This window comes from Streptomyces sp. NPDC048192, assembly GCF_043202415.1.
Taxonomy (GTDB): domain Bacteria; phylum Actinomycetota; class Actinomycetes; order Streptomycetales; family Streptomycetaceae; genus Streptomyces.
This window is the reverse complement of record NZ_JBIDAL010000004.1, coordinates 186462-208017: the sequence shown is the minus strand read 5'-3', so window position 1 is coordinate 208017 and position 21556 is coordinate 186462. Positions and strand designations below refer to the sequence as shown.

Annotated in this window: 21 protein-coding genes; 12 read left to right on the top strand and 9 right to left on the bottom strand. The window is 72.7% G+C overall.

Going from position 1 to position 21556, the window contains the following annotated elements:
• The first annotated feature begins 129 nt into the window (after positions 1 to 129).
• The 8 genes from ACGFZN_RS09265 (at position 130) to ACGFZN_RS09230 (ending at position 12786) form a co-directional block, all read left to right on the top strand.
• Entirely contained in the window at positions 130 to 2187 is a 2058-nt protein-coding gene (locus ACGFZN_RS09265) for a TolB family protein (protein WP_393857854.1), read from the top strand.
• A gap of 148 nt (positions 2188 to 2335) precedes the next feature.
• A complete protein-coding gene (locus tag ACGFZN_RS09260) occupies positions 2336 to 3280 on the top strand; it encodes an RNA polymerase sigma-70 factor (RefSeq protein WP_393857853.1) in 945 nt (314 codons plus the stop codon).
• 113 nt (positions 3281 to 3393) lie between these two features.
• Entirely contained in the window at positions 3394 to 4590 is a 1197-nt protein-coding gene (locus ACGFZN_RS09255; protein ID WP_393857852.1) for an NAD(P)/FAD-dependent oxidoreductase, read from the top strand.
• A 153-nt stretch (positions 4591 to 4743) separates the two neighbouring features.
• Entirely contained in the window at positions 4744 to 6918 is a 2175-nt protein-coding gene (locus tag ACGFZN_RS09250; protein WP_393857851.1) for a hypothetical protein, read from the top strand.
• A 5-nt stretch (positions 6919 to 6923) separates the two neighbouring features.
• Positions 6924 to 8531, top strand: coding sequence for an ABC transporter substrate-binding protein (locus ACGFZN_RS09245; RefSeq protein ID WP_393857850.1), 1608 nt, complete (start codon positions 6924 to 6926; stop codon positions 8529 to 8531).
• 253 nt (positions 8532 to 8784) lie between these two features.
• Positions 8785 to 10002 (top strand): peptidase S8, encoded by a 1218-nt coding sequence (locus ACGFZN_RS09240; RefSeq protein ID WP_393857849.1) that lies wholly within the window; start codon positions 8785 to 8787, stop codon positions 10000 to 10002.
• Between the two features lie 182 nt (positions 10003 to 10184).
• Positions 10185 to 10883, top strand: coding sequence for a GAF and ANTAR domain-containing protein (locus tag ACGFZN_RS09235; RefSeq protein WP_393857848.1), 699 nt, complete (start codon positions 10185 to 10187; stop codon positions 10881 to 10883).
• 199 nt (positions 10884 to 11082) lie between these two features.
• Entirely contained in the window at positions 11083 to 12786 is a 1704-nt protein-coding gene (locus ACGFZN_RS09230) for a SpoIIE family protein phosphatase (RefSeq protein ID WP_393857847.1), read from the top strand.
• A 100-nt stretch (positions 12787 to 12886) separates the two neighbouring features.
• Here ACGFZN_RS09230 and ACGFZN_RS09225 read toward each other — a convergent pair whose 3' ends face one another.
• Together ACGFZN_RS09225 and ACGFZN_RS09220 are read right to left on the bottom strand one after the other, a co-directional pair.
• Entirely contained in the window at positions 12887 to 13090 is a 204-nt protein-coding gene (locus ACGFZN_RS09225; RefSeq protein ID WP_007383480.1) for a cold-shock protein, read from the bottom strand.
• A 237-nt stretch (positions 13091 to 13327) separates the two neighbouring features.
• Positions 13328 to 13678 (bottom strand): MerR family transcriptional regulator, encoded by a 351-nt coding sequence (locus tag ACGFZN_RS09220; protein WP_393857846.1) that lies wholly within the window; start codon positions 13676 to 13678, stop codon positions 13328 to 13330.
• 282 nt (positions 13679 to 13960) lie between these two features.
• Here ACGFZN_RS09220 and ACGFZN_RS09215 point away from each other — a divergent pair, with 282 nt between their 5' ends.
• On the top strand, positions 13961 to 14839 hold the full coding sequence (locus tag ACGFZN_RS09215) for a universal stress protein (protein ID WP_393857845.1): 879 nt from the start codon (positions 13961 to 13963) through the stop codon (positions 14837 to 14839).
• 114 nt (positions 14840 to 14953) lie between these two features.
• Here ACGFZN_RS09215 and ACGFZN_RS09210 read toward each other — a convergent pair whose 3' ends face one another.
• Both ACGFZN_RS09210 and ACGFZN_RS09205 read right to left on the bottom strand, forming a co-directional pair.
• Positions 14954 to 15241: an SCO5918 family protein gene (locus ACGFZN_RS09210; RefSeq protein WP_393857844.1), complete on the bottom strand. Its 288-nt coding sequence runs from the start codon at positions 15239 to 15241 to the stop codon at positions 14954 to 14956.
• A 148-nt stretch (positions 15242 to 15389) separates the two neighbouring features.
• Positions 15390 to 16898, bottom strand: coding sequence for a DEAD/DEAH box helicase (locus tag ACGFZN_RS09205; RefSeq protein WP_393857843.1), 1509 nt, complete (start codon positions 16896 to 16898; stop codon positions 15390 to 15392).
• Between ACGFZN_RS09205 and ACGFZN_RS09200 the strand changes: the two genes are divergently transcribed.
• Entirely contained in the window at positions 16897 to 17061 is a 165-nt protein-coding gene (locus ACGFZN_RS09200) for a hypothetical protein (RefSeq protein ID WP_393857842.1), read from the top strand. The genes ACGFZN_RS09205 and ACGFZN_RS09200 overlap by 2 nt on opposite strands.
• 97 nt (positions 17062 to 17158) lie before the next feature.
• On the opposite strand, the gene ACGFZN_RS09195 is transcribed toward ACGFZN_RS09200, so the two are convergent.
• The 4 genes from ACGFZN_RS09195 to ACGFZN_RS09180 all read right to left on the bottom strand — a co-directional run bounded on the left by ACGFZN_RS09195 (position 17159) and on the right by ACGFZN_RS09180 (position 19705).
• On the bottom strand, positions 17159 to 17365 hold the full coding sequence (locus tag ACGFZN_RS09195; protein ID WP_393857841.1) for a cold-shock protein: 207 nt from the start codon (positions 17363 to 17365) through the stop codon (positions 17159 to 17161).
• A gap of 249 nt (positions 17366 to 17614) precedes the next feature.
• Positions 17615 to 17866, bottom strand: coding sequence for a hypothetical protein (locus ACGFZN_RS09190; RefSeq protein WP_393857840.1), 252 nt, complete (start codon positions 17864 to 17866; stop codon positions 17615 to 17617).
• 73 nt (positions 17867 to 17939) lie between these two features.
• Positions 17940 to 18161, bottom strand: coding sequence for a hypothetical protein (locus tag ACGFZN_RS09185; protein WP_393857839.1), 222 nt, complete (start codon positions 18159 to 18161; stop codon positions 17940 to 17942).
• Positions 18162 to 18295: 134 nt separating this feature from the next.
• Positions 18296 to 19705, bottom strand: coding sequence for a helix-turn-helix domain-containing protein (locus ACGFZN_RS09180; RefSeq protein WP_393857838.1), 1410 nt, complete (start codon positions 19703 to 19705; stop codon positions 18296 to 18298).
• A gap of 186 nt (positions 19706 to 19891) precedes the next feature.
• On the opposite strand from ACGFZN_RS09180, the gene ACGFZN_RS09175 reads away from it, so the two are divergent.
• Entirely contained in the window at positions 19892 to 20614 is a 723-nt protein-coding gene (locus tag ACGFZN_RS09175; protein WP_393857837.1) for a DUF4232 domain-containing protein, read from the top strand.
• 57 nt (positions 20615 to 20671) lie between these two features.
• Positions 20672 to 20803 carry a hypothetical protein gene (locus tag ACGFZN_RS09170; protein WP_393857836.1) on the top strand — a complete coding sequence of 44 codons (132 nt, stop codon included), beginning with the start codon at positions 20672 to 20674 and terminating at the stop codon, positions 20801 to 20803.
• A gap of 134 nt (positions 20804 to 20937) precedes the next feature.
• Here ACGFZN_RS09170 and ACGFZN_RS09165 read toward each other — a convergent pair whose 3' ends face one another.
• Positions 20938 to 21522: a TerD family protein gene (locus ACGFZN_RS09165; protein WP_393857835.1), complete on the bottom strand. Its 585-nt coding sequence runs from the start codon at positions 21520 to 21522 to the stop codon at positions 20938 to 20940.
• Positions 21523 to 21556 lie beyond the last annotated feature (34 nt).

The window sequence follows — 21556 nt, the reverse complement described above, 5'->3', positions numbered from 1 at the left end:
GAGCCGCGCGACGCGCGCCCGCGCCGGGACGCCCGCGACGGGCAGGCAGGCAGGACATGCCTGCACAGGCAGGCATGCACGGACAGTGGCCTGCGGGGACACGCAGGCATTTCGCAGGGGGACTTCTCGTTGAGATCTCGCACGCGCCGCCGCATCGCGGCGCTCACGTCGGCCGTCTCGATGGCGGCCGGCCTGCTCGGCGCCGCCGCATCGGGCGCGCAGGCCGCACCGGCTGAGGTGACCGGGGGGCAGATCGGCCTGTACGGCGGCTCCACGGGGGTGGAGACGGTCGACGCCGACGGGTCCGGGCTGCGGTCCGTGCCCAACATCCCGAACGCCGGGTACGTGCCGAACTGGGCGCCGGACGGCAGCAAGGTGGTGGCCGGCTGGAGCCGGCTGGCCACGGGCCGGGTCACCGGCACCACCTCGCTCGTCACGCTGCCCTGGGCCACCAAGGTGCGCTCCAGCGCCTCGTACGACGATCCGGCGTTCTGGCTGGACGGCCGGTACGTGGTGTTCAGCACGGGCGGCCAGCTCGCCTACGGCCCCTCGGACGGATCCTGGGCGCCGGAGCCGCTGCTGACGTCCGCTCAGGAGCCGTCGACGGTGTGCGACACCCACCCGACGGCGAGCCCGACCGGCACGCTGGCCTTCGAACGGCACCACAACGGCTGCTCCGACAGCCAGGGCATCTGGACGTACGACCCGTCCACCAAGGCGCTGAAGAACATCGTCGCCGCCGGCTCCGCCCCGGTCTTCTCGGCGGACGGCACCAAGCTGGCCTTCACCCGCCAGGTCGACGGCTGGACCCAGCTGTTCACCGCCGCCGCGGACGGCACCGGCGTGCAGCAGGTCACCACGGACGCCTCCGACCACCTGTACCCGGCCTGGGACCCGGCGGGCGGCCGGATCGCCTACGAGGCGCACGGCGGCCACGCCGGCTGGTCCGACGACGTGCAGACGGTACGGCTGCTGGACCTGGCGAGCGGCACGTCGGCCCAGGTCACCGGGGCGGGCAAGGGCGGCAGGCCGTCCTGGCAGCCGCTGCGCAAGAACACCCTGACCCGGGTCTACGGCACCGGCTCCACCGGCATCGACGCCGCCGCCTCCCGCTGGACGTTCGACACCGCGGGCGGCACGCACGTGCAGGGCCTGATCTCCGCGAAGTCCGCGGTCCTGGTCAACAAGGGCAACGCCACCTACTCGGCCCCGGCGATCGCGCTGGCCGCCGAGAAGCAGGGCCCGGTGCTGATGACCTCCGCCGGCGGCCTGGACGCGTCCGCCGCCAAGGAGCTCAAGCGGTCCCTGCCCAAGGGCGGCACCGTCTACCTCAACGGCGGCACCCGCATCCTCGGCTCCAAGGTGGCGAGCCAGGTCCAGGCGCTCGGCTACAAGGTGCTGCGCCTCGACGGCACCGACCTGTCCGCGCTGTCGGCCCGGGTCGCCAAGCAGATCAGCGCCACCCCGAGCTGGGTGTTCGTCGCCGACGGAGGCGACTACCACGACCCGATCGCCGCCTCCACGGCCGCCGGCTCGCTCGGCTACCACGGCACCGGCGTCGTCCTGCTGACCAACGGCAAGACGGTCCCCGCGTCGGTCAGGAACTACCTGAACGCCCTGAACCCGAAGACCACGAACCTCGTCACGGTCGGCTACAACGCCACCCAGGCGATGGAGCACGTGACGCTGGACAAGGCCTGGAGCTTCTGGGCGATCAGCGGCAAGACCCACGAGGACGTCGCCGCCAACCTGGCCCGCTTCTGGTGGTCCGCGCCGACGTCGGTCACCGTGGAGGACACCTGGACCTGGCAGAACGCGGTCGCGGGCGGCGCCGCCACCGCCACGTACGGGCCGATGCTCTGGTCCACCGAGTCCACGCTGTCCGCACCGGCGTCGTACTACCTGGGCCAGGAGGCCGCGAGCGTCTGGTTCGTGCAGACCTTCGGCGGCAACGCCTCCTACCCGCAGGCCAACCGCACCGCCATCGCCTCGGCGATCGCCGCGAACAGCTCCTGGACGACGACGTACTGGGCCGCCGACGGCGACCTGCCGGCGCAGTCCGCGGGCCGGTCCGCCTTCGCCGCGACGCCCGCCGCCCCCGCCGGCGGCAGCGCCCGGCCGGCCCCGGATCCCGCCGTGGTCCCCGGCGAGCACCTGCCCGCACCCAACGCCCACAGCGCCCGCTAGCCGGGCCGCCGGTACGCCGGTACGCAGATACGCAGCCCCCTGGTCCCCCCCGACCCGGGGGCTGCGTGGGTTCGGGGACGGGTGGGGTGCGGGGCAGGCCCCCGGAACACCGAGGACGTGGCCGGGCCCGCCAGCTAGGATCCCGGGCATGGCCATCAGCATGAGCGACGTGGACCGGTTCGAGGCGTCCAGGCCCCGGCTGGAGGCCATCGCCTACCGGATGCTCGGCTCGGCGAGCGAGGCCGAGGACGCCGTGCAGGAGACGTTCCTGCGCTGGCAGGCCGCCGACACCGAGCGCATCGAGGTCCCCGAGGCCTGGCTGACGAAGGTGCTCACCAACCTGTGCCTGACCCAGCTCACCTCGGCCCGCGCCCGGCGCGAGACCTACGTCGGCCAGTGGCTGCCCGAGCCGCTGCTCGCCGGTGACCCGATGCTCGGCCCCGCCGACACCGCCGAACAGCGCGAATCGGTGTCGTACGCGGTCCTCACCCTGCTGGAGCGGCTCTCCCCGAACGAGCGGGCGGTGTACGTGCTGCGGGAGGCGTTCGCCTACACGCACCGGGAGATCGCCGAGATCCTCGACATCAGCGAGGCCGCCAGCCAGCAGATCTTCCACCGCGCCAAGCGGCACGTCGCCGACGGCAGGGCCCGCGCCGAGGTCGACCGGGACGCCGCCCGGCGGATCGTCGAGGAGTTCCTCGCGGCCGCCACCAGCGGCCGCACCGAGCCGCTCGTCCGGCTGCTCACCGAGGACGCCGTCGCGATCGGCGACGGCGGCGGCAAGGTCCCGGCCCGCGCCAAGGCGTTCGAGGGCGCCCGCGCGGTCGCGACCTTCATGCGCGGGCTGTTCAAGCCCAGCAAGGCCAAGCGCGACCTGGTCGGCGGCACCGCCGAGATCTTCGCCGCGACCGCCAACGCCGAACCCGCCCTCGTCGTGGTGGTGGACGGCCGGGTCATCGGCGTCATGTGCCTGGAGATCACCGACGAGGGCATCGCCGCGTTCCGCAACCAGGTCAACCCCGACAAGCTCGAGCGCGCGACCCGGCTGTGGGCGGCCGCCGACCGCGGCGAACCCCTGCTCACGGTGTTCTGATCCGTTCCGATCTCAATGTGAGCTGCTTCACATCCGGTTCCTGTCAGGAAACGGCGGGCCGCCCGGTTCAAGGGGCGAGCCCGCTGAAGACAGCAGCAGACAGGAGCCGGGAAATGCAGCACCGCATCGTCGTCCTCGGAGCCGGTTACACCGGAGCGACCGCCGCCGGGCGCCTCGCCAGGCGGCTGCGCCCCGAGGACGTCAGCATCACCCTCGTCAACGCCGAGCCCGACTTCGTGGAACGCGTCCGGCTGCACCAGCTCGCGGCCGGCCGGTCGCTCACGCCCCGCCCGCTCGCCGGGATGTTCGCGGGCACCGGCGTGGACGTCACGGTCGGCAGGGTCACCGGCGTGGACGTGGACCGCAGGACCGTCACCGTCCTCGACGCGGACGACGGCACGCGGGAACTGCCGTACGACACCCTCGTGTACGCCCTCGGCAGCGGATGGCACGACCACGGTGTGCCGGGAGCCGCCGAGCACGCCCACGAGATCGCCTCCCGCCCCGGAGCGCTCCGGCTGCGCGAGCGGCTGGCCGGCCTGGCCGCCGGGCAGCCCGTGCTCGTGGTCGGCGGCGGCCTCACCGGCGTTGAGGCCGCGACCGAGATCGCCGAGGCCCGCCCGGACCTCGACGTCGCCCTCGCCGCCCGGGCCGGCCTCGGCGACTGGCTCTCGGACAAGGGCCGCCGGCACCTGCGGAAGGTCTTCGACGGGCTCGGCATCACCGTGCACGAGCACACCGAGGTCACCGCCGTCGAGGCCGGCCGCGTCAGCACCGCCGGCGGCCGCACGGTCCCGGCGGCGGTCACCGTGTGGACCACCGGCTTCGCCGTCCACCCGATCGCCCGCGCCACGACCCTGGAGGTCTCCGGCACCGGGCAGATCGTGGTCGACCGCACCATGCGCTCGGTCTCCCACCCGGACGTGTACGCCATCGGCGACGCGGCCCTGGCGACCGGCCCCGGCGACAAGCCGCTGCGGATGTCCTGCGCCTCCGGGGTGCCCTCCGCCTGGCAGGCCGCCGACGCCATCGCGGCCCGCCTGACCGGCGGCAAGGTCCCCACGGTGCCGTTGCGCTACTTCAACCAGTGCATCTCGCTGGGCCGCAGGGAAGGCCTGATCCAGTACGTCACCGCCGACGACCGCGCCGTCCGCGCGGCCCTGACGGGCCGTACCGCCGCCCTCTACAAGGAGCTGGTCTGCAAGGGCGCGGCCTGGGGCGTCGCCCACCCGACCCTCCTGCCGGCCCGGCGGCGGCCCGTCGTGCCCCGGCAGGAGGCGCAGGCCGCGGCGGTGCGGACCCCGGCCTGATCCACGCCGCGCACGGCTCCCGCGCCCGGGGGCCGTGCGCGCTCCTCGCCCAACTTCCTTCCTCACAAGCACCGTTGTCCGTACACAGCGCCCTATGGTGCACTAATCTCCTTTCACCACAACGATCACCAGCTCCTGGGCGGGAGAGCATGCATGGGGGATCCGTGTGAGGACCTGGGGTTCGACTCGCTCCTCGGTGAGGAAGGGTTCTTCGCGCGCTTGCTCGGGCGGTCGCCGTCGGGCGCCGGACGCGAGCCGCTGTACGGCCCCGACCTGCCCGTGGTGCTGCTCACCGGCGGCCCCGGCATGGGCAAGGGGCGGCTGCTGCGCGCCGTACGGGACCGGTTCGCCGCCAAGGTGCCGGTGATCTACCTGGACTGCGGCTCGCCCGTGTACGCGGACCGGGCCGATCCCGAGCCGGGCGCCCGCTCGGCCGCGACCGAGGCGCTGGTCGAGGCGGCGGAGCGGCTCGCCGCCTGGCAGGGGCCGGGCGGCTCGTTCGCCTTCCCGCGGCTCTACGCGGGCCTCGCGGTGATCGCGACCGGCGTCGCGGGGGGCAGTGCCCAGTCGGTCGCGACCGAGATCGAGCGGTACGAGAAGCTGTCCCAGAAGAACCGCCGTCCCCTGGCCACCGGCGACTTCTGGCGGGGCGCGCTGCGCGCGGCCGTCCGCAACCTGCTGACCACCCTGGCCGGGCAGGCGCTCGGCCCGTACACGGCCTCGGTGAGCACCGCCCTGCTGGACGCCATCTTCGCGAGCCTGCCGCCCAGGGGCCGTACCGAACTCGCCCGCATCTACGGCGCCTACCCCGGCGCCGGCGGCCAGCCCCAGTACGGGATGCGCGATCTCGCCGCCGACTTCCGGGCCGGCGGCGAGGAGCGGGAGCTCGCCGAGAGCTTCCTCTTCCGGGCGCTGCGTGAGGACCTGGAGGCGTCGTACACGGGCGCGTCGGGCTGGCTGCTCCGGGTCGGCCGGCCGGCGCTGCTGCTGGACCGGGCCGAGACACCGCTGGGCGAGCAGCTGCTGCGGGCCGTGCTCAGGGACCGCAGGGACGGGCAGCGCGACCGCGTGGTGGTGGCCGGCACGGCCCGCCGGGCGGACGGCGGCGCCTTCCTGTACGGCGGCCTGCCCCCCGGCGACGTGCCGGTCCCGGCGCAGTTCCGGCCCGCCGACGGGTTCCCGGCCCAGTGGACCAGGCGCGCGGATCCGGAAGCGGACCGGGCGCCGCTGGCCGACGGCGTGCTGCTGCTGCGGATGCCGCTGCTCACCGGCGACCAGATCCGCCGGGAGACCGAGCGCGGACAGCGGCGCGCGGAGCCGGCGAGCGGCACGAGCCGCCGCCGTGTCGACGCCGCCGTGGCCCGGCTGAGCGGCGGCCGGCCGCACATGGTGATCCGGCTGGCCGCCGCGTCCGCCGCCTTCCGGATGGCGCCCGGTGCCAACGACCGGGACATCCTCGACGCCCCCCTGCGGCTTCCCGGCGACAGCGACGGCGAGCGGCCCGTGGCGGACGTCCTGCTGGACGAACTGGTCCTGGAGCAGCTGCCGGTACGGCTGCCGGCCGAGCACCACGACCAGTGGCTGGACCTGCTCACCCATCTGTCCGTGGCGCACGACGCCGAGTGCGCCGACGTGCTGCTGCGCCACCACCAGTCAGGCCGTGTCCACCGGCTGACCGCGCATCACGTTTCCCAGCTGCTCACCGACACCGGATGGCCGCGCTGCGAGCGGCACTTCATCGGGGACTTCGGGCTGCGCCAGCTGCTGGTGCACCGGCTGTACGGACTGCGCCCCGACGGCGCCGCCTGGTACGCCGACCACCATCTGCTGCGCGACCACTACACCCGGCGCGCGGCGCAGGACGGGGCCGCGGACGGCGGGGCGTTCCGCTCGGTCCTGGCGCACCGGATGAACCACCACCTGGTCTCCGGCGGTGTGGACGACGTGGTCCGGCATCTGGCCGACACGCTGCCCGGCCGGCCCCGGGAGTGGTGCGCGGAGCTGCTGGAGATCGCCCAGGCGCCGTATCCGGCCGGGGCGGACACCCGGCGGGAGCGTGCCGAGGGCCTGGTGGCGGTGGACGGGCCGGCGCTGCGCCGCACCGTCGACCAGCTGCTGCACGCGGTGTGGCTGTGCGAGGAGCGGACCAGGCCGACCGGGCCGCAGACCGCCCGCACCCTCGCCAAGCTGCTGGACCTGCTGTCGATCATGGAGTTCGACGGCGCCGGGGAGCTGGGCGCCACGGCCACCGACTGGAGCGGCCTGGCGGAGAACGAGCAGCCGTTGCTGCGCTGCGCCTGCACCGATCAGCTCGGGCGAAGGAGGTAACGGCGATGCCCAGATGGCGGAAGATCCTCTACGCGCTGCTGGCCCTGGCGGTGGTGGCGGCACTCATCGTGTTCGCCACATCGGTCATCGGCAGACCGGACACCTGCGCCGACGGGATCCAGCGGATCGACGGCGAGTGCGTCGGGGTGGACGGGTCGGGCTACGACTTCGGCACCCCGGAGATCCGCGCCGTGGCCCGGGCCATCGCCCGGGAGAACAAGCGGATCGAGGGCCAGCCGCATGTGACGGTGGCGATGATGCTGCCGCTCCAGTCGGACGTGCCCGCGCTGCGCCGGGAGATGCGCGGCGATCTGCAGGGGGCGTACCTGGGCCAGCTGGCGGCCAACAAGGGCGAGGGCGAACCGCCGAAGATCCGCCTGGTGCTGGCCAACCCCGGGCGGGACTACGCGCACCAGTCCGCCGTCGTGGACACCCTGATCCGCATGGCCGGCTCGACGAAGGACCGGCTGCGTGCCGTCACCGGCTTCAACCTGAGCCTCGACGCGACGCGGCAGGCCGTGAGCCGGCTGACGGCGCACCGGATCCCGGTGCTCGCCTCCCGGATCACCGGCGATCAGATAGCGAACGAGGACACCGGGGACGGCATGGCCAAGGTGCGGTTCCCCGGACTGGCCCGGATCATCCCCACCAACCACGACATGGCGCAGGCGCTGGCCTTCTTCAACGGCGCCCGGGGCCGCCAGGACCGCAGGACGGTGCTGGTCTACGACACCCGCCCCGACGGCTACGACGACTCGCTGGCGAAGGCGTTCAGCGACATCAAGGAGCAGGGGCCGGCCGGGCCCGCCGCGATGCCCTTCACCTCACCGGCGATCGACGAAGTGGGCTCGACCGGCAACCAGTTCACCCAGATCGCCAACAACATCTGCGACACCGAGGCCGACACCGTGTACTTCGCGGGCCGCGCCCTGCACCTGCGCCTGTTCGCCCTCAAACTGGCCCAGCTGGGCTGCGCGAACCGGCACTACACCGTCATCAGCGGTTCCGACGGAGCCTCGCTGCAGCAGAGCATGACGGACAGGGACTGGCAGCAGCTGCGCGGCACGGGCGGCACGGCGCGGGTGACCGTGCAGTACGCCGCCCCCGCGCACCCCGACGCGTGGAGCACCGAGCTGGCCGCCTGGACCCGGCAGTGGACCGCCACCCACCACGGCAAGCCGGCCCCGTCCGACCTGCCCCAGTACCTCACCGAGCCCAAGGCGGCCCTGGACGGCCTGGAGAGCCTGATCCGGTCGGTGCGGACCTCCGACCTCGGCACCGCTCCCGATCTGCGCAACTCCCGCACGATGCTCGTGTACGACGGCATGGTGACCATCGGCACGGCGCTGCACCAGGTGCAGAACGGTTCGGGGGTGCCCGGCCTGGAGGACGTCGGCCGGGAGTGGTCGAAGCTCCAGTCGCGGCACCGGATCCAGGGCACGGGCGGCCTGATCTGCCTGACCAGCGCCGGCAATCCGTACGACAAACCGGTCGCGGTGGTCGAGCTGGATCCGGGCCGGCAGGGCGAGGGCGATCTGAAGTTCGTCGGGCTGGGCTGGCCCACGGGACGTCCGCAGCAGAAGAACTGCGTGATCCCGAGCCGTACGCCGTGACCGCCACCGGGACCCGGCTGCCGGCATGAGTCAAGCCATGGTCCGGACGTTTTTGAGCCATGGCTTGCTCATTGACCGCACATGAACTCCCCGCCAACGGCAAAGGAATGTTCTGTCTTCGATCTTCATCTTGTTGACGTGGGCCCGACATCCGTACGTTCTGCGCGACCTCGGCGCACACCCTGCGCCCGGTCGTACCGCCGCGCACCCCCCACAGCTCTTCCCGGTTCACCCCACTCGTGGAGGACGTACGTTGCGCAGAACCGTTTCCCTCACCGCCGTCGCCGCCCTGGCCACGGCAGCCCTCGCCCTGGCCGCCCCGGTCGGCCAGGCCGCCCAGGCGACCACCTCGGCCCACGGCGTCACCGTCGCGCACGCCTGCGCGGCCCCGACGCAGAAGGACCAGATGGCCTGCAAGGCCCTCCAGGTCACGTCGGGCACCCCCCGCTCGGCGCACGCCGAGAGCGACCTCACGGCGGCCGCCGCGCCCTCCGGCTACGGCCCCGCCTCGCTCCAGTCGGCGTACAACCTGCCCTCGGCGACCGGCGGTTCCGGCCAGACCGTGGCCATCGTCGACGCCTACGACGACCCGAACGCCGAGTCCGACCTCGCCACCTACCGCTCCCAGTACGGCCTTTCGGCCTGCACCACGGCCAACGGCTGCTTCACCAAGGTGGACCAGAACGGCGGCACCAAGTACCCGCGCGGCAACTCCGGCTGGGCCGAGGAGATATCGCTCGACCTCGACATGGTCAGCGCGGCCTGCCCGAACTGCAAGATCCTGCTGGTCGAGGCCAGTTCGTCCAGCATGACCAACCTGGGCACGGCCGTGAACACCGCGGTCCGCCTCGGCGCGAAGTTCGTCTCCAACAGCTACGGCGGCTCCGAGTCCTCCAGCGACGCGACGTACGACTCCACCTACTTCAACCACCCCGGTGTCGCCATCACCGTCTCCTCCGGCGACAACGGCTACGGCGTGGAGTACCCCGCGGCCTCCAAGTACGTGACGGCGGTCGGCGGCACCTCCCTGAAGACCTCCTCCACCACGCGTGGCTGGACCGACACGGTGTGGAGCGGCGCCGGCTCCGGCTGCTCCTCCTACGACGCCAAGCCCAGCTGGCAGAAGGACACCGGCTGCGCGAACCGCACGGTCGCGGACGTCTCCGCGGTCGCCGACCCCAACACCGGCGTCGCGGTGTACGACACCTACGGCCAGGGCAGCGGCTGGATGGTCTTCGGCGGCACCAGCGCCTCGTCCCCGCTGATCGCGGCGACCTACGCGCTCGCCGGCGCCCCGTCCGCCGGCTCCTACCCGTCGTCCTTCCCGTACGCGCACACCTCCGCGCTGTACGACGTGACGAGCGGCTCCAACGGCAGCTGCGGCGGGTCGTACCTGTGCACCGGCACCACCGGGTACGACGGCCCGTCCGGCCTCGGCGTCCCGAACGGCACGGCGGCGTTCACCGGCTGAGCAGCCCGGACGCATCCACGGAACGGGGGAAGCCCCCGGCGAGCACGCCGGGGGCTTCCCCTCGTCCCACGGGCAGCCGGCCGCCCGTGCCGCCACGACCTGCGTGGTCAACCCGGTCCGACTAGGTTCGTAGGCACGGGGCAGACGACTTCCACCGGCCCGGACGGAGAAGGGTGGCGTGGGTGGACTGGGAGAGGTTCGCGCAGCGCCTTGCGGTCCTCGCGCGCGAGCTGCTGGAGCAGGACTCGGTGCAGGCGACCCTGGACCGCGTCGCCTCAGCGGCGGTGGAGATCGTCGACGGCTGCGAGGCGGCCGGTGTGCTGACCCTCCTCAAGCAGGAGGCGGTGACCCTCGCGGCCTGCGGCGACCTGGCCGTCGAGTCCGACCGGATCCAGGGGCGGTTCCGGGAGGGCCCCTGCTTCGACGCGGCGCGCCGGCCGGACGCCGAGCGCACCTACCGGATCATGGACATGACCCGGCCGCAGCCCGCATGGCCGAAGTACGCCCCGGCGGCGCGCCGGCTCGGTGTGGGCAGCGTGATGGGCTTCCTGCTGTACGCCCGGGGCGAGGACTTCGGCGCCCTGAACATGTACTCCCGGCAGCCCGGCGCCTTCACCGAGGCGAGCGAGACCGCCGGCTGGGTGCTGGCGTCCCACTGCGCCGTCGCCCTGGCCAGTGCCAGCACCGAGGAACAGCTGAGCCACGCCATGGAGACCCGGCACGCCATAGGCGAGGCCATGGGCATCCTCATGGAACGCCACCGGCTGAGCGAGGACGACGCCTTCGACGTGCTGCGCCGCATCTCCCAGCACCACAACATCAAACTGCGCGACGTCGCCCAGCGCGTACGCAGCGCGCCGAGGGCCCCGCGGGAGAAGTAGCGGCCGGGCACGGGCGACGGCGCGCCCACGGCCGGGCCCCGCCCGGTCCGGCCGGCGGACGCGTGAACCGAAAACCCCCGCACGGGACGGCCGACTCTCCCCGGCACGTGGGCACACGGGGGAAGAAGACCCGCGAGACACATTCGGACGCCCGAACCGCGCGCACCGCGGCCGGTGGCGATCTCCAGGAGGCGAGGACATGACGGAACCGGGCAACACGGTGCCGTGCGGGCTCGGCCCGGCGCTGGAGGCCATCGGGACCGGCGCCTACGTCGCGGACGAGCAGGGCTGCATCGTGGCCGTCAACAGCGCGGCCGAGCGGCTGCTGGGCCGTCCCGCCGCCGGACTGCTCGGGCAGGACGCCCATGATCTGCTGCACCGCGGACCGCACGGCGAGCCGCTGCCCACGACGCAGTGCGGCATGCGGCAGGCGTTCCACGCGGGCACTCCGGCGCACGGGGACGGCGACTACTTCGCCGGCGGCGACGGCGCCCCGATGCCCGTGTCCTGGACGATCACGCCGTACGACCTCGGCGAGGGCCGCGCCGGCACGCTCGTCGTCTTCCACCCTCCCCGGCCGGCCCCCGGCGCCGAGGAGCCGCCGGAACGCCCCGCCGCCACGCTGACCGACTTCGAGCGGCTGGCCCTGCTCGCCGAGACCACCACCCGCCTGACGTCCAGCCTCGAGACGGAGGAGATCCTCAACCGGCTGACGTCCCTGGTGCTGCCGCGCCTGGCGGACTGGGTCGTCATCGACCTGATCACCGAGCGGGACGAGGTGTGGCGCACCGCGGTGGTCCAGGCGGACGGCGACACCCTGACGCACCAGGAGGACCTCGAAGGGCCGATGCCGCCGGTGCCGGAGGAGTCCCCGATGCCGCTGTCCCGCGCGCTGCGCGGCGTCGCCTCCGCTCTGGCCGGGCCCGAGACCTACCAGGGCCCCCCGGACGCCGGCATCGCCGTCGAGCAGCGCCGCCTGTTCGAGGCCACCGGCATCCACTCCGCGGCCATCGCACCCATGCGCGGCACCCGTGAGGTGCTGGGCGCGCTCACGCTGGGCCGCGCCAAGCAGCAGGGGCGCTTCACCACCGCCGACCTTCCGCTGATCGAGGACATCGCGCGCCGTGCCGCCCTCGCCCTGGACAACGCCCGCCTCTTCCAGCGACAGCGTGCCGTCGCCGAGACCATGCAGAACCATCTGCTGCCGCAGATGCCGCCGGTGCCCGGACTGCAGATGACCGTCCGCTACCTGCCCGCCCCGGACGCCTCACAGGTCGGCGGCGACTGGTACGACGCCTTCAACCTGCCCGACGGCGCCACCGCGCTCGCCGTCGGCGACGTCCTCGGCCACGACCTGGAGGCCGCCGCGGGCATGGCCCAGCTGCGCAACATCCTGCGCGCCTACGCCTGGTCCCAGCAGGAGCCCCCCAGCCGGATCGTGGAACGCCTCGACGAGGCGGTCACGTCCATCACCGACGTCGCGATGGCCACGCTCGTCCTGTGCCGGCTCGTCCGGACCGACGACGATCGGTGGGAGCTGTCCTGGACGAACGCCGGCCACCCGCCGCCGCTCCTCGTCACCCGGGACGGAGTGGCCGAGTACCTCACCGACGGCCACGGAATACTGCTGGGCACCGGCCTGCGCGCCCCGCGCCCCGACGCCGCCGTCGTCCTGCCGCCGGGCTGCACCCTCGTGTTCTACACCGACGGTCTCATCGAAGCACCCGGCCGCACACTCGACGAGGGCCTGGAACGGCTGCGCCAGCACGCCGCCGCCCTCGCCCACCGCCTCCTGCCGTCCTTCACCGACCAGCTGCTGCGCCGCACCGAGCCACCCGGCCTGGACGACGTCGCGCTCCTCGCGCTCCGCGTGCCGTCGTGGCCGGCGGGAAGTCGGTCCTGAACGGCGGTCCCGAACGGCGGTCCCGAACGGCGGTCCCGAACACGAAAAAGCCGGGGCCCGCACCCCGAGGGTGCGGGCCCCAGCCCTACGATGCGCGACGTCAGGCGGGAACGATGTTCTCGGCCTGCGGGCCCTTCTGGCCCTGCGTGACGTCGAAGGTCACCTTCTGGCCTTCCTGAAGCTCGCGGAAGCCGCTCGTGGCGATGTTCGAGTAGTGGGCGAACACGTCAGCGCCGCCGCCGTCCTGCTCGATGAAGCCGAAGCCCTTTTCCGCGTTGAACCACTTCACGGTGCCAGATGCCATATTGAATCTCCCTTGGGGGGCAGTACCGGACTCCGCACTTCACGGAGCCGAGTCGCCGCGATGATCACCCCTCCGGAAGAATCCGGAAAGCTCTGCTGAGAAAAAAGTTCTCGGCATCCAGGACCACCAAAACTGCAACTGCTATCACGCTAACACAGGTCGGATGCCGGTGCCCGAGTGATTTGCCGAGCTTTTTTCGGCAGGTCATTATTCTCGCGCGCCGCAGCCAGCAATTCTCTACTCGCCGGACCAGATATCCGCGTCGTGCCCGTCGAGCTTCCGGCGTATTTCGTGGTTCAGGCGATGAGCGTCCTCGAGCTGGTCCTCCAGCGACACGATGCGGCACGCGGCCTCGACGGGGGTGCCCTGGTCGACCAGTTCGCGGGCGCGGGCGGCGATGCGCAGCTGGCGGCGGGAGTAGCGGCGGTGGCCGCCCTCCGAACGCAGCGGCGTGATCAGCCCGGCCTCGCCCACGGCCCGCAGGAAGGCGGGCGTGATGCCGAGGACGTCCGCCGCCCGTCCCATGGTGTAGGCGGGGAAGTCGTCGTCGTCGAGGTTGCCGGCGCCGGTGGCGTTCTCAGCGGGCATGACACCTTCAGTTCGGGGACACGGCGAGGGGCCCGGGCGGGCGCGACCCCCGCGCTGCGCGGAGTCGGCGCCCACAGCCCCGTCCGGCAACCCTAACGCCGCCGGGTCCGCGGATGTGGGCTCGCCGTGACAGATTTCTCCGCCGGACGCCCTCGACGCCGCCGCCGGGAAGACGTCTGCTCGCACCGCGCCCGCCATCCGATGCGCCGCGCGACGCGGTGGCGGAGGATGGACGGGAGCCGGGACGGCGGCCGTCCGGCCCGCCCGGCGAGGAGGCGCGGTATGGCCAAACCGGTGGTGGTGGGAGTCGACGGCTCACCGTCCGGCCTTCAGGCCGTCGAGACGGCGGCGCGCGAGGCGGCGCTCAGCGGGGTGGGGCTGCGGCTCGTGCACGCCTTCGCATGGCCGTCGATCCACCCGCCGCCCGGTGGGCCGCCGTGGAGTCCCGGCGCGCCGGGACTGCGCGAGCTCGCGGACGGCACGCTGGCCGAGGCGGAACAACGGGCCCGCGCGATCGCACCGCAGGTCGACATCACACGCGAGGTCACCGCCGGCGAGCCGGTGATGGTGCTGGAGATGGAGTCCCGCACCGCCTCGCTCGTCGTGGTGGGCAGCCGTGGGCTGGGCGCGTTCGGCAGCCTGCTGCTCGGTTCCACCGCGGTGCACCTGGCCGCCCACGGCCGCTGTCCGGTGCTGGTGGTGCGCGGCCGTGCCGACCCGGCCGGTCCCGTACTGCTGGCGGTGGACGGCTCCCCGGCGGGCGAACGCGCGGTCGAGTTCGCCTTCGCCGAAGCGGCGGTGCGCGGGGCGGACCTGCTGGCCGTGCACGTGTGGAACACCCGCAGCGAACGGGCCCACGAGGGGCGCGGCGATCCGCTGAGCCTGGTGATCGACGTAGAGGCGCTCCGCGAGGAGGAGCAGCGGCTGCTCGACGAGACCCTCGCCCCGTGGCAGGCGCGCTGGCCCCGGGTCGCGGTGGAGCGGCGCCTGGTGTGCTCCCGGATCCGCCCGGCCCTGATCGAGGCGAGCCGCGACGCACAGCTGGTCGTGGCCGGCGCACGCGGCCGCGGCGGCTTCACCGGTTTGCTGCTCGGCTCGGTCAGCCAGGCCCTGCTGCACCACGCGCACTGTCCCGTGGCCGTGGTCCGCGGCGAGCACTGACGCCTCTTCTCCACGGTCCGCGGCCGGCACCGACGCCCCTGTTCATCCCGGTGTTCCAACCCGCGGACGACGCGCCGTCCGCGGTCGCCCTCGAGAGGTCTCCGGCCCGGAGCGTCACCAGCCGAGGGCGTCCTCGTCGGCTCGCGCGTGCGGGGCCGGGGCGGCCGGGGGCGCCTCGTGGCAGGTGAAGCCGAGCCGGGTCAGCGCCCGACGCATTTCGGCCACGGTGAAGTCCCGGCGGTTCTGCCGGGTGATCACTTCCCCGACCTGCATCACGGGGTACCGGAGAGGCCCGATGGTCACGGACACGCCGGTGACCGGTTCGGGTGCGATGCCGCTCATGGACTGTTCGACCTCGCCTTTGACCAGGTCGAACGGGAAACGGGCGATGACACAGCGCATGGATGCCTCCACAGGGTGAGGAAAGACGCCGAAGAGACCGACCCCACCACGGCGGCCCGGACGGAGCGGCCGGAAGGAGCGGATGGACGGAGCGGACGGGCGGAGTGGACGGGCGGAGGGGCTGGACGACGGGCGGTCCGGGTGCGGGCTACGGGTTCCTGCGCGCGGGCCGGCGGGATCGAGCGGCGGCGGCCCGGCTCCTGCGCTGCCGTCCCGCGGATCCCGTGCCCTCACGACGGGCGTCGGCAGGTACGGCGAGGGCCACGGGCACGCCTGAGGGGGTGCGGGCGCCGGTGATGCGCTGCAGCTCTGCCTCGCCCGGGCGGATCCGGGCGGTGCGCGCGGCGATGCCGGCGTCGGCCATCAGGCGGTCCACCGCGCGCCGCTGGTGCGGCAGCACGAGCGTCACGACCGTGCCGGATTCACCGGCGCGTGCGGTACGGCCGCCGCGGTGCAGGTAGTCCTTGTGGTCGCCGGGCGGGTCGACGTTCACGACGAGGTCCAGGCCGTCGACGTGGATGCCGCGGGCGGCGACGTTGGTGGCGACCAGCACCGTGACCTGGCCGTCCTTGAACTGGGCGAGCGTCCGGTTGCGCTGCGGCTGGGACTTGCCGCCGTGCAGGGCCGCCGCGCGCACCCCGACGGACAGCAGATGCCTGGCCAGCCGGTCCGCCGCGTGCTTGGTGTCCAGGAACATGAGGACACGTCCGTCGCGGGCGGCGATCTCGGTCGTGGCGGTGTGCTTGTCGTCGTCGTGCACGTGCAGCAGATGGTGCTCCATCGTGGCGACCGCGCCGGCGGACGGGTCGACCGAGTGCACGACGGGGTCGTGCAGGTAGCGGCGTACCAGGAGGTCTATGTTGCGGTCCAGGGTGGCCGAGAACAGCAACCGCTGGCCCCCGGCGGGTACTTGGTCGAGCAGCGCGGTCACCTGCGGCATGAAGCCCATGTCGGCCATCTGGTCGGCCTCGTCGAGGACGGTGACGGCGACCTGGTCCAGCAGACAGGCGCCGCGCTCGATCAGGTCCCGCAGGCGGCCGGGCGTCGCGACGACGACCTCCGCTCCGGTGCGCAGCGCGTTCACCTGGCGGCCGATCGACACGCCGCCCACGACGGTGGCGAGCCGAAGGCGCAGGGCGCGGGCGTACGGGGCGAGCGCGTCGGTGACCTGCTGGGCCAGTTCGCGGGTCGGTACGAGGACGAGGGCGAGCGGCTGCCGGGGCTGGGCCCGCCGTCCGTCCAGCCGCGCCAGCACCGGCAGGCCGAAGGCGAGCGTCTTTCCCGAGCCGGTACGGCCCCGGCCGAGGACGTCCCGGCCCGCCAGCGCGTTCGGCAGCGTGGCCGCCTGGATCGGGAAGGGCACGGACACGCCTTCGGCGCCGAGGGCGGCCGACAGCCGTGCGGGCATGTCGAGCTCGGCGAACGTCTGCGCCGCGGGCAGCGGCTCGGTGAGGGTGACCGGCAGGGCGAACTCCTGGCGGCGCGCGGCGGAAGGCGCACCCTGGCCGCTCTGGCGACCGGTGCCGGCACGAGAGCCCTGGCGGCCCGCCCCTTGCGAACGGAAGCGGCTGCCGGGAGCGGAGCCCGCCGAACGCGTGGACCTTCCGTTCGCGCGGGAGCTATTGGACGTGCCGCCGGTACGGCGGGTGCGGTTCATGGAGGAACCTTCCTCGATGCGGCGTATCGAGGAATTCCGTCCGGCGGTGCAGGACCGCATGCGGATTCACAAGAATGAGCCGGAGAAAAAGTGGAGAGTCGGGCCTTTCGTGCTGGACCCGAAGATGCCCGTGGTCCGGAAATCCGGAAACCGGCCGGAGTGAATGCGTGGGGGAAATGCGGCGGGGCCCGCACCCCAGGAGTGCGGGCCCCAGACACGTGATGCGCGAGCCACCGGCCCGCGAAGATTTCGCGTCGGCGTCAGGCCGGAACGATGTTCTCGGCCTGCGGGCCCTTCTGGCCCTGCGTGACGTCGAAGCTCACCTTCTGGCCTTCCTGAAGCTCGCGGAAGCCACCGTTGCTGATGATGTTCGAGTAGTGGGCGAACACGTCAGGGCCGCCGCCGTCCTGCTCGATGAAGCCGAAGCCCTTTTCCGCGTTGAACCACTTCACGGTGCCAGATGCCATACTGAATCTCCCTCGGGGGCAGTTTCGGATCCGCACTCTGCGGATCCGAGTCGCTGCGATGATCACCCCTCCGGAAGGATCCGGAAAGCTCTGCAAAGAAAAAAATCTCTGGCAACCAAAACTGCAACTGCTGTCACGCTAACACAGGCCGGACGGAAACGGCGATGCGTTGTGCTTGACGTCCGGTAATTCCTGTCCCGCTTCGGTGGGTATTTCTGTCGCGGCGGGGCCGGATCGGAGACGAGAGCGTCACCGGCGTGGGGCTCGGCTGCTTCCGCGTTCCGGGGCCGGTTCCGCAGGAGTGAGCGCCCGGCGGGCCGCCTCGGCCTGCGCCGCACGGAGGCCCGAGCCGGACTCCTGCGGGCCCTCGACGAACGAGCTCTCGCCGTACCCGGAGTCGGGGGCGAGGTCGGGGGCCCGGAACGGATTGGTCGCCGGGCGCGGCGATGCCGCGGCGGACGAGCGGGGCTGCTCTTCCAGCGCGGAGAACAGGGACGTCACTTCGATGAGGGGCTCTCTTTCCTGTCAGGTCCCCGAAGGGGTCCTGGGCGTGTCCCGACCGGACACAGCGGTCCTACAGCTTGGTCATCTTGGCGTACGGGCTCAGGATCCGCATCTGCGCCGAGCCGAAATCCACGAGCGCCGCGACGCCGTCCTCGATGCCGATCACGCGGCCGAGGCCGTACACGTCGTGCGTGACCTGGTCGCCCACGACGAAGTGCTTGGGGACCGGCGGGACCGGCGCCTTGAAGGGGCTCGTGGGCAGGTGGCGCTTGGGCGCAGCAGGCTTTGTCATGACTCAGTATGAGCCCATCCGCGACCCGTTTGGTGTGGCCGTCGGCACAGATCCACACGGCAGCGACCGCGCCGATCCGCTGACCTGGCGTTTCACGACGGGATACGGCGAAAATCGACCGCGGCCGGATTTCGTCAGCCGTCCCGTCTGATCCACTCGCTGCTGCCCAGCGGGTAGTCGTACCCCGGGCGGTTGACGTCGGCGCTGGTGCGGAACGGGGTGCCGTCGGCGTCGATGTGGACGGTGCCGTGGCGGCTGCCGCTGGACCAGTCCAGGGTGAGATCCCACCGCACGTCGTGCGCCTTGGTGTGCGCGGTGACGTAGAAGACCTCCGGGTCGGACTCGCTGACCTTGTACGGGAAATCGCGCTGGCCGTTCTTGACGGTGACCGTGGGGCTGCCGTTGTCGAGGTCGATGTCGAACGACTTGGTGTCGACACCGCCGCCGCAGCCGACGCCCATCGAGTAGTCGTTCCAGGCGAGAGGCGCGCCCTTGGTGAGGACACGCACGTGCAACGCCTCCAGGACCACGGTCTCCTCGCCGGTGCCCTGCACGGTGAGGGCGACCCGCTGTTCGCCCGAGGACACCGCCCCGTACGCGGCGGCCCAGCGCGGGGCGAGGTCCTCGTTCGCCGGCGGGCCGACCTGCTCGGGTTCGCTGTTGACGAGGAAGTGCTGGCTGCACGGGTCGTCGAAGACGTAGGGACGGACGCCGACGGTGAGCGGTACGGCACCGGCGGCCCCGCCGTCGGCGCGCCGGGCCCCGCCCTGCCCGCCGCCCTGGGACGCCGCGGACCCGGCCCCGTCGGAGGCGGTGGCGGAGGCGGACGCGGAGGCCGGTGCGGACGGCTCGTGTCCCTTCACGCTCCGGGACGGCGAGGCGGACGCCTTCCCGGCGCCCACCGTGCCGGTCGCCCGGGCGGTGGCACCGGCCGCCTGCTCGTCCTCCGCGCCGTTCCCGCCGCCGAGCATCGGGCGCACGGTGAACACCACGGCTCCCAGCACGGCGGCCACCGCCACGCAGGCGATCAGTACCGTGCGGCGACGACGGGAAGGACGGGGACGCTGCGGCGGCGCGAGCGCGCCGGGCACGTCGACGACAACGGGCTCACCGCTGTCGCCGCCGCCCTCCACGGCGTCGAGGGCATCGCCGGGACCAGCACCGGCACCAGCACCAGCGGAACCGGTGGAGCCCTCGGAGCCGGCCTGCCGAGCCGAACCGGTCCCCGTGCCCTGGTCCGCGTCCTTGTCCGCCTCCTTGCTTCCCGGCCCCTTGCCGCCGCGCGCTCGTGCCGCGTCGGCCAGGATCCAGCGGCGGTGCAACTCCACCAGCTCCTGCGGCGTCGCCCGGCAGACCCGTGCGAGGCGCTCCACCGGTGCGTACTCGACGGGCACCGCCGTGCCGTTGCAGTAGCGGTGCAGCGTCGACGTGCTCATGTGCATCCGCCGGGCAAGCGCCCCGTAGCTGAGTCCCGAGCGGTCCTTGAGCTCCCGCAGCAGCCGGGCGAACGCCTCCGTCCCCCCGGTCTCAGTCGTCCCCGACACCCCGTTCCCCGTCCCCTCGTGTTCCAGCCGTGCGTTCCAGGCGCACTGTGTTCCCCCTGGTCAGAGCGTGTTTCAGCGTTCCAGCGTCCCCAACTGCCCGCCGTGCGTGGCGACTGGGACGGATCACCTCACAAGCTTCGGTCATCCAATCACCACCGCAGCCCGAACACCGAAGGGGCAAGCCGCATGTCCAGCCTCCGCACCTCCCGCGCCCGTCTCGCCGCCGCCGCGGCGACCGTCGTTCTCGCCGCACTCTCCCTGACCGCGTGCGAGGACGGAACAGGCGTCCACGCGTCGGACAGCCCGAAGCCGGCCACCGCGACCGGGGCCACCGCGACACCGAACTCCCCGTCCACCGCGCCCTCTTCCGCCGCCCCTTCTTCCGGCTCCGGCTCCTCCTCCCCGCAGGCCAGGCCCACCACCGGCACGGCACGGCCCGCCGAGGGCGCGTCTTCGCCGAAGGCGCGCGTCCCCTCCGGCAAGCCGGTCACCTGCGAGGGGGCCAACACCAGGACGGTCGCGGCCCCACTGAACCGCCCGGTGAACCACATGCTGCTCACCGTGACCAACACCGGGAGTGTCCCCTGCTACCTCTACGGCTACCCGGCCGTTCGCTTCGGCGAGGCGCAGGCGGTGCCTCCGGTCATCGAGGCCTCGCAGCCGCAGGCAGTCGTCGCGCTCGGCCCGGGCGAGTCCGGCTACGCCTCCGTGAACCTGTCCGCCACGGACGGCAGCGGCACGAACGGCCACACCGTGAAGTCGCTGACGGTCTATTTCCACGGCCCTTCCGGCAACGAGAGCGTCGGCACGGGCGCTCACCCCTCGCTGCCCGCGAAGGGCGTCTACGTCGACGACTCGCTCAAGGTCACGTACTGGCAGCAGTCGATGGACGACGCCGTCCAGTGGTGACGGCTCGGCGCCCCTCCCATGACCAGCCCCCGGATCCGAGCAGGCAGGTGACCCACCATGCGCAACGCCCGCAGAATCTCCCGCTTCGTGACCGCCTACGCCCGCGCGGCCTTCCAGGTGATCGTCCTCGGCGGCACGGGCCACCTCGCGGAGCAGGCGGGAGTCCACCGACACCACCGGCCGCGCTGAACAGGCCGAATACAGGGCCGTACAGCGGCCGTTGAGGACGCGAAGCGCCCCGGAGTCACATCTCCGGGGCGCTTCACGTGACGAGGAACGCGGTACGAGGAACGCGGTGCGGGGAACGCGGTACCAGCGGTGCGCTACTTGCTGACGGCGAAACGCATCAGGGAGTGCTCGTCACCCTGCTTGATCTTCCCCGTCACGTTGATCACCTCCAGCTTCCAGCTGCCGCCGGCCCGTATCGCCTTGGCCACGGCGCAGCCGTTGTCCTGCGTGAGCAGGCTGGGCCAGATGTCGGCCACCTGCTGCGAGCTTCCGCCGGTCGCGTCGTAGACCTTGAAGCTGATGTTCCGTGCCTTCTGGAAGGAACTGCCCTTCTTGAACGCGGCGGCCACGAACACGATCGACGTGATGTGGGCCGGGAGGCGGGCGAACTCGACGGTCACCGTCTCGTCGTCACCGTCGCCGTGGCCGGTCTGGTTGTCGCCGCTGTGGACCAGCGACCCGTTGCCCATGGGGTCGAGCGAGTCGAGTCCCGCCAGGCGCACCGGGTCCGTTCCCTGCATGGCGATGGCGATCAGGTCCAGGTCGGTGCCCTGCTTGCGGCGCAGCTTGCCGAGCACTCCGCCGCTGGTGCCCGCCGTGGGGTCCCAGGACACGCCGATGGAGAGGTGGGTGACCCCGTCGAGGTCCGCGGGGCCGTCTTCCTTGGTGAGTGTGATCATGACTGTGCCGTCCTCGGTGGTGTGATGGTTGCCG

Coding starts and splice junctions, on each gene's coding strand:
- ACGFZN_RS09260 (WP_393857853.1), top strand. CDS start 2,336: ATGGCCATCAGCATGAGCGACGTGGACCGGTTCGAGGCGTCCAGGCCC.
- ACGFZN_RS09255 (WP_393857852.1), top strand. CDS start 3,394: ATGCAGCACCGCATCGTCGTCCTCGGAGCCGGTTACACCGGAGCGACC.
- ACGFZN_RS09250 (WP_393857851.1), top strand. CDS start 4,744: ATGGGGGATCCGTGTGAGGACCTGGGGTTCGACTCGCTCCTCGGTGAG.
- ACGFZN_RS09245 (WP_393857850.1), top strand. CDS start 6,924: ATGCCCAGATGGCGGAAGATCCTCTACGCGCTGCTGGCCCTGGCGGTG.
- ACGFZN_RS09230 (WP_393857847.1), top strand. CDS start 11,083: ATGACGGAACCGGGCAACACGGTGCCGTGCGGGCTCGGCCCGGCGCTG.
- ACGFZN_RS09225 (WP_007383480.1), bottom strand. CDS start 13,090: ATGGCATCTGGCACCGTGAAGTGGTTCAACGCGGAAAAGGGCTTCGGC.
- ACGFZN_RS09220 (WP_393857846.1), bottom strand. CDS start 13,678: ATGCCCGCTGAGAACGCCACCGGCGCCGGCAACCTCGACGACGACGAC.
- ACGFZN_RS09215 (WP_393857845.1), top strand. CDS start 13,961: ATGGCCAAACCGGTGGTGGTGGGAGTCGACGGCTCACCGTCCGGCCTT.
- ACGFZN_RS09210 (WP_393857844.1), bottom strand. CDS start 15,241: ATGCGCTGTGTCATCGCCCGTTTCCCGTTCGACCTGGTCAAAGGCGAG.
- ACGFZN_RS09200 (WP_393857842.1), top strand. CDS start 16,897: ATGGAGGAACCTTCCTCGATGCGGCGTATCGAGGAATTCCGTCCGGCG.
- ACGFZN_RS09205 (WP_393857843.1), bottom strand. CDS start 16,898: ATGAACCGCACCCGCCGTACCGGCGGCACGTCCAATAGCTCCCGCGCG.
- ACGFZN_RS09195 (WP_393857841.1), bottom strand. CDS start 17,365: ATGGCATCTGGCACCGTGAAGTGGTTCAACGCGGAAAAGGGCTTCGGC.
- ACGFZN_RS09185 (WP_393857839.1), bottom strand. CDS start 18,161: ATGACAAAGCCTGCTGCGCCCAAGCGCCACCTGCCCACGAGCCCCTTC.
- ACGFZN_RS09175 (WP_393857837.1), top strand. CDS start 19,892: ATGTCCAGCCTCCGCACCTCCCGCGCCCGTCTCGCCGCCGCCGCGGCG.
- ACGFZN_RS09170 (WP_393857836.1), top strand. CDS start 20,672: ATGCGCAACGCCCGCAGAATCTCCCGCTTCGTGACCGCCTACGCCCGC.
- ACGFZN_RS09165 (WP_393857835.1), bottom strand. CDS start 21,522: ATGATCACACTCACCAAGGAAGACGGCCCCGCGGACCTCGACGGGGTC.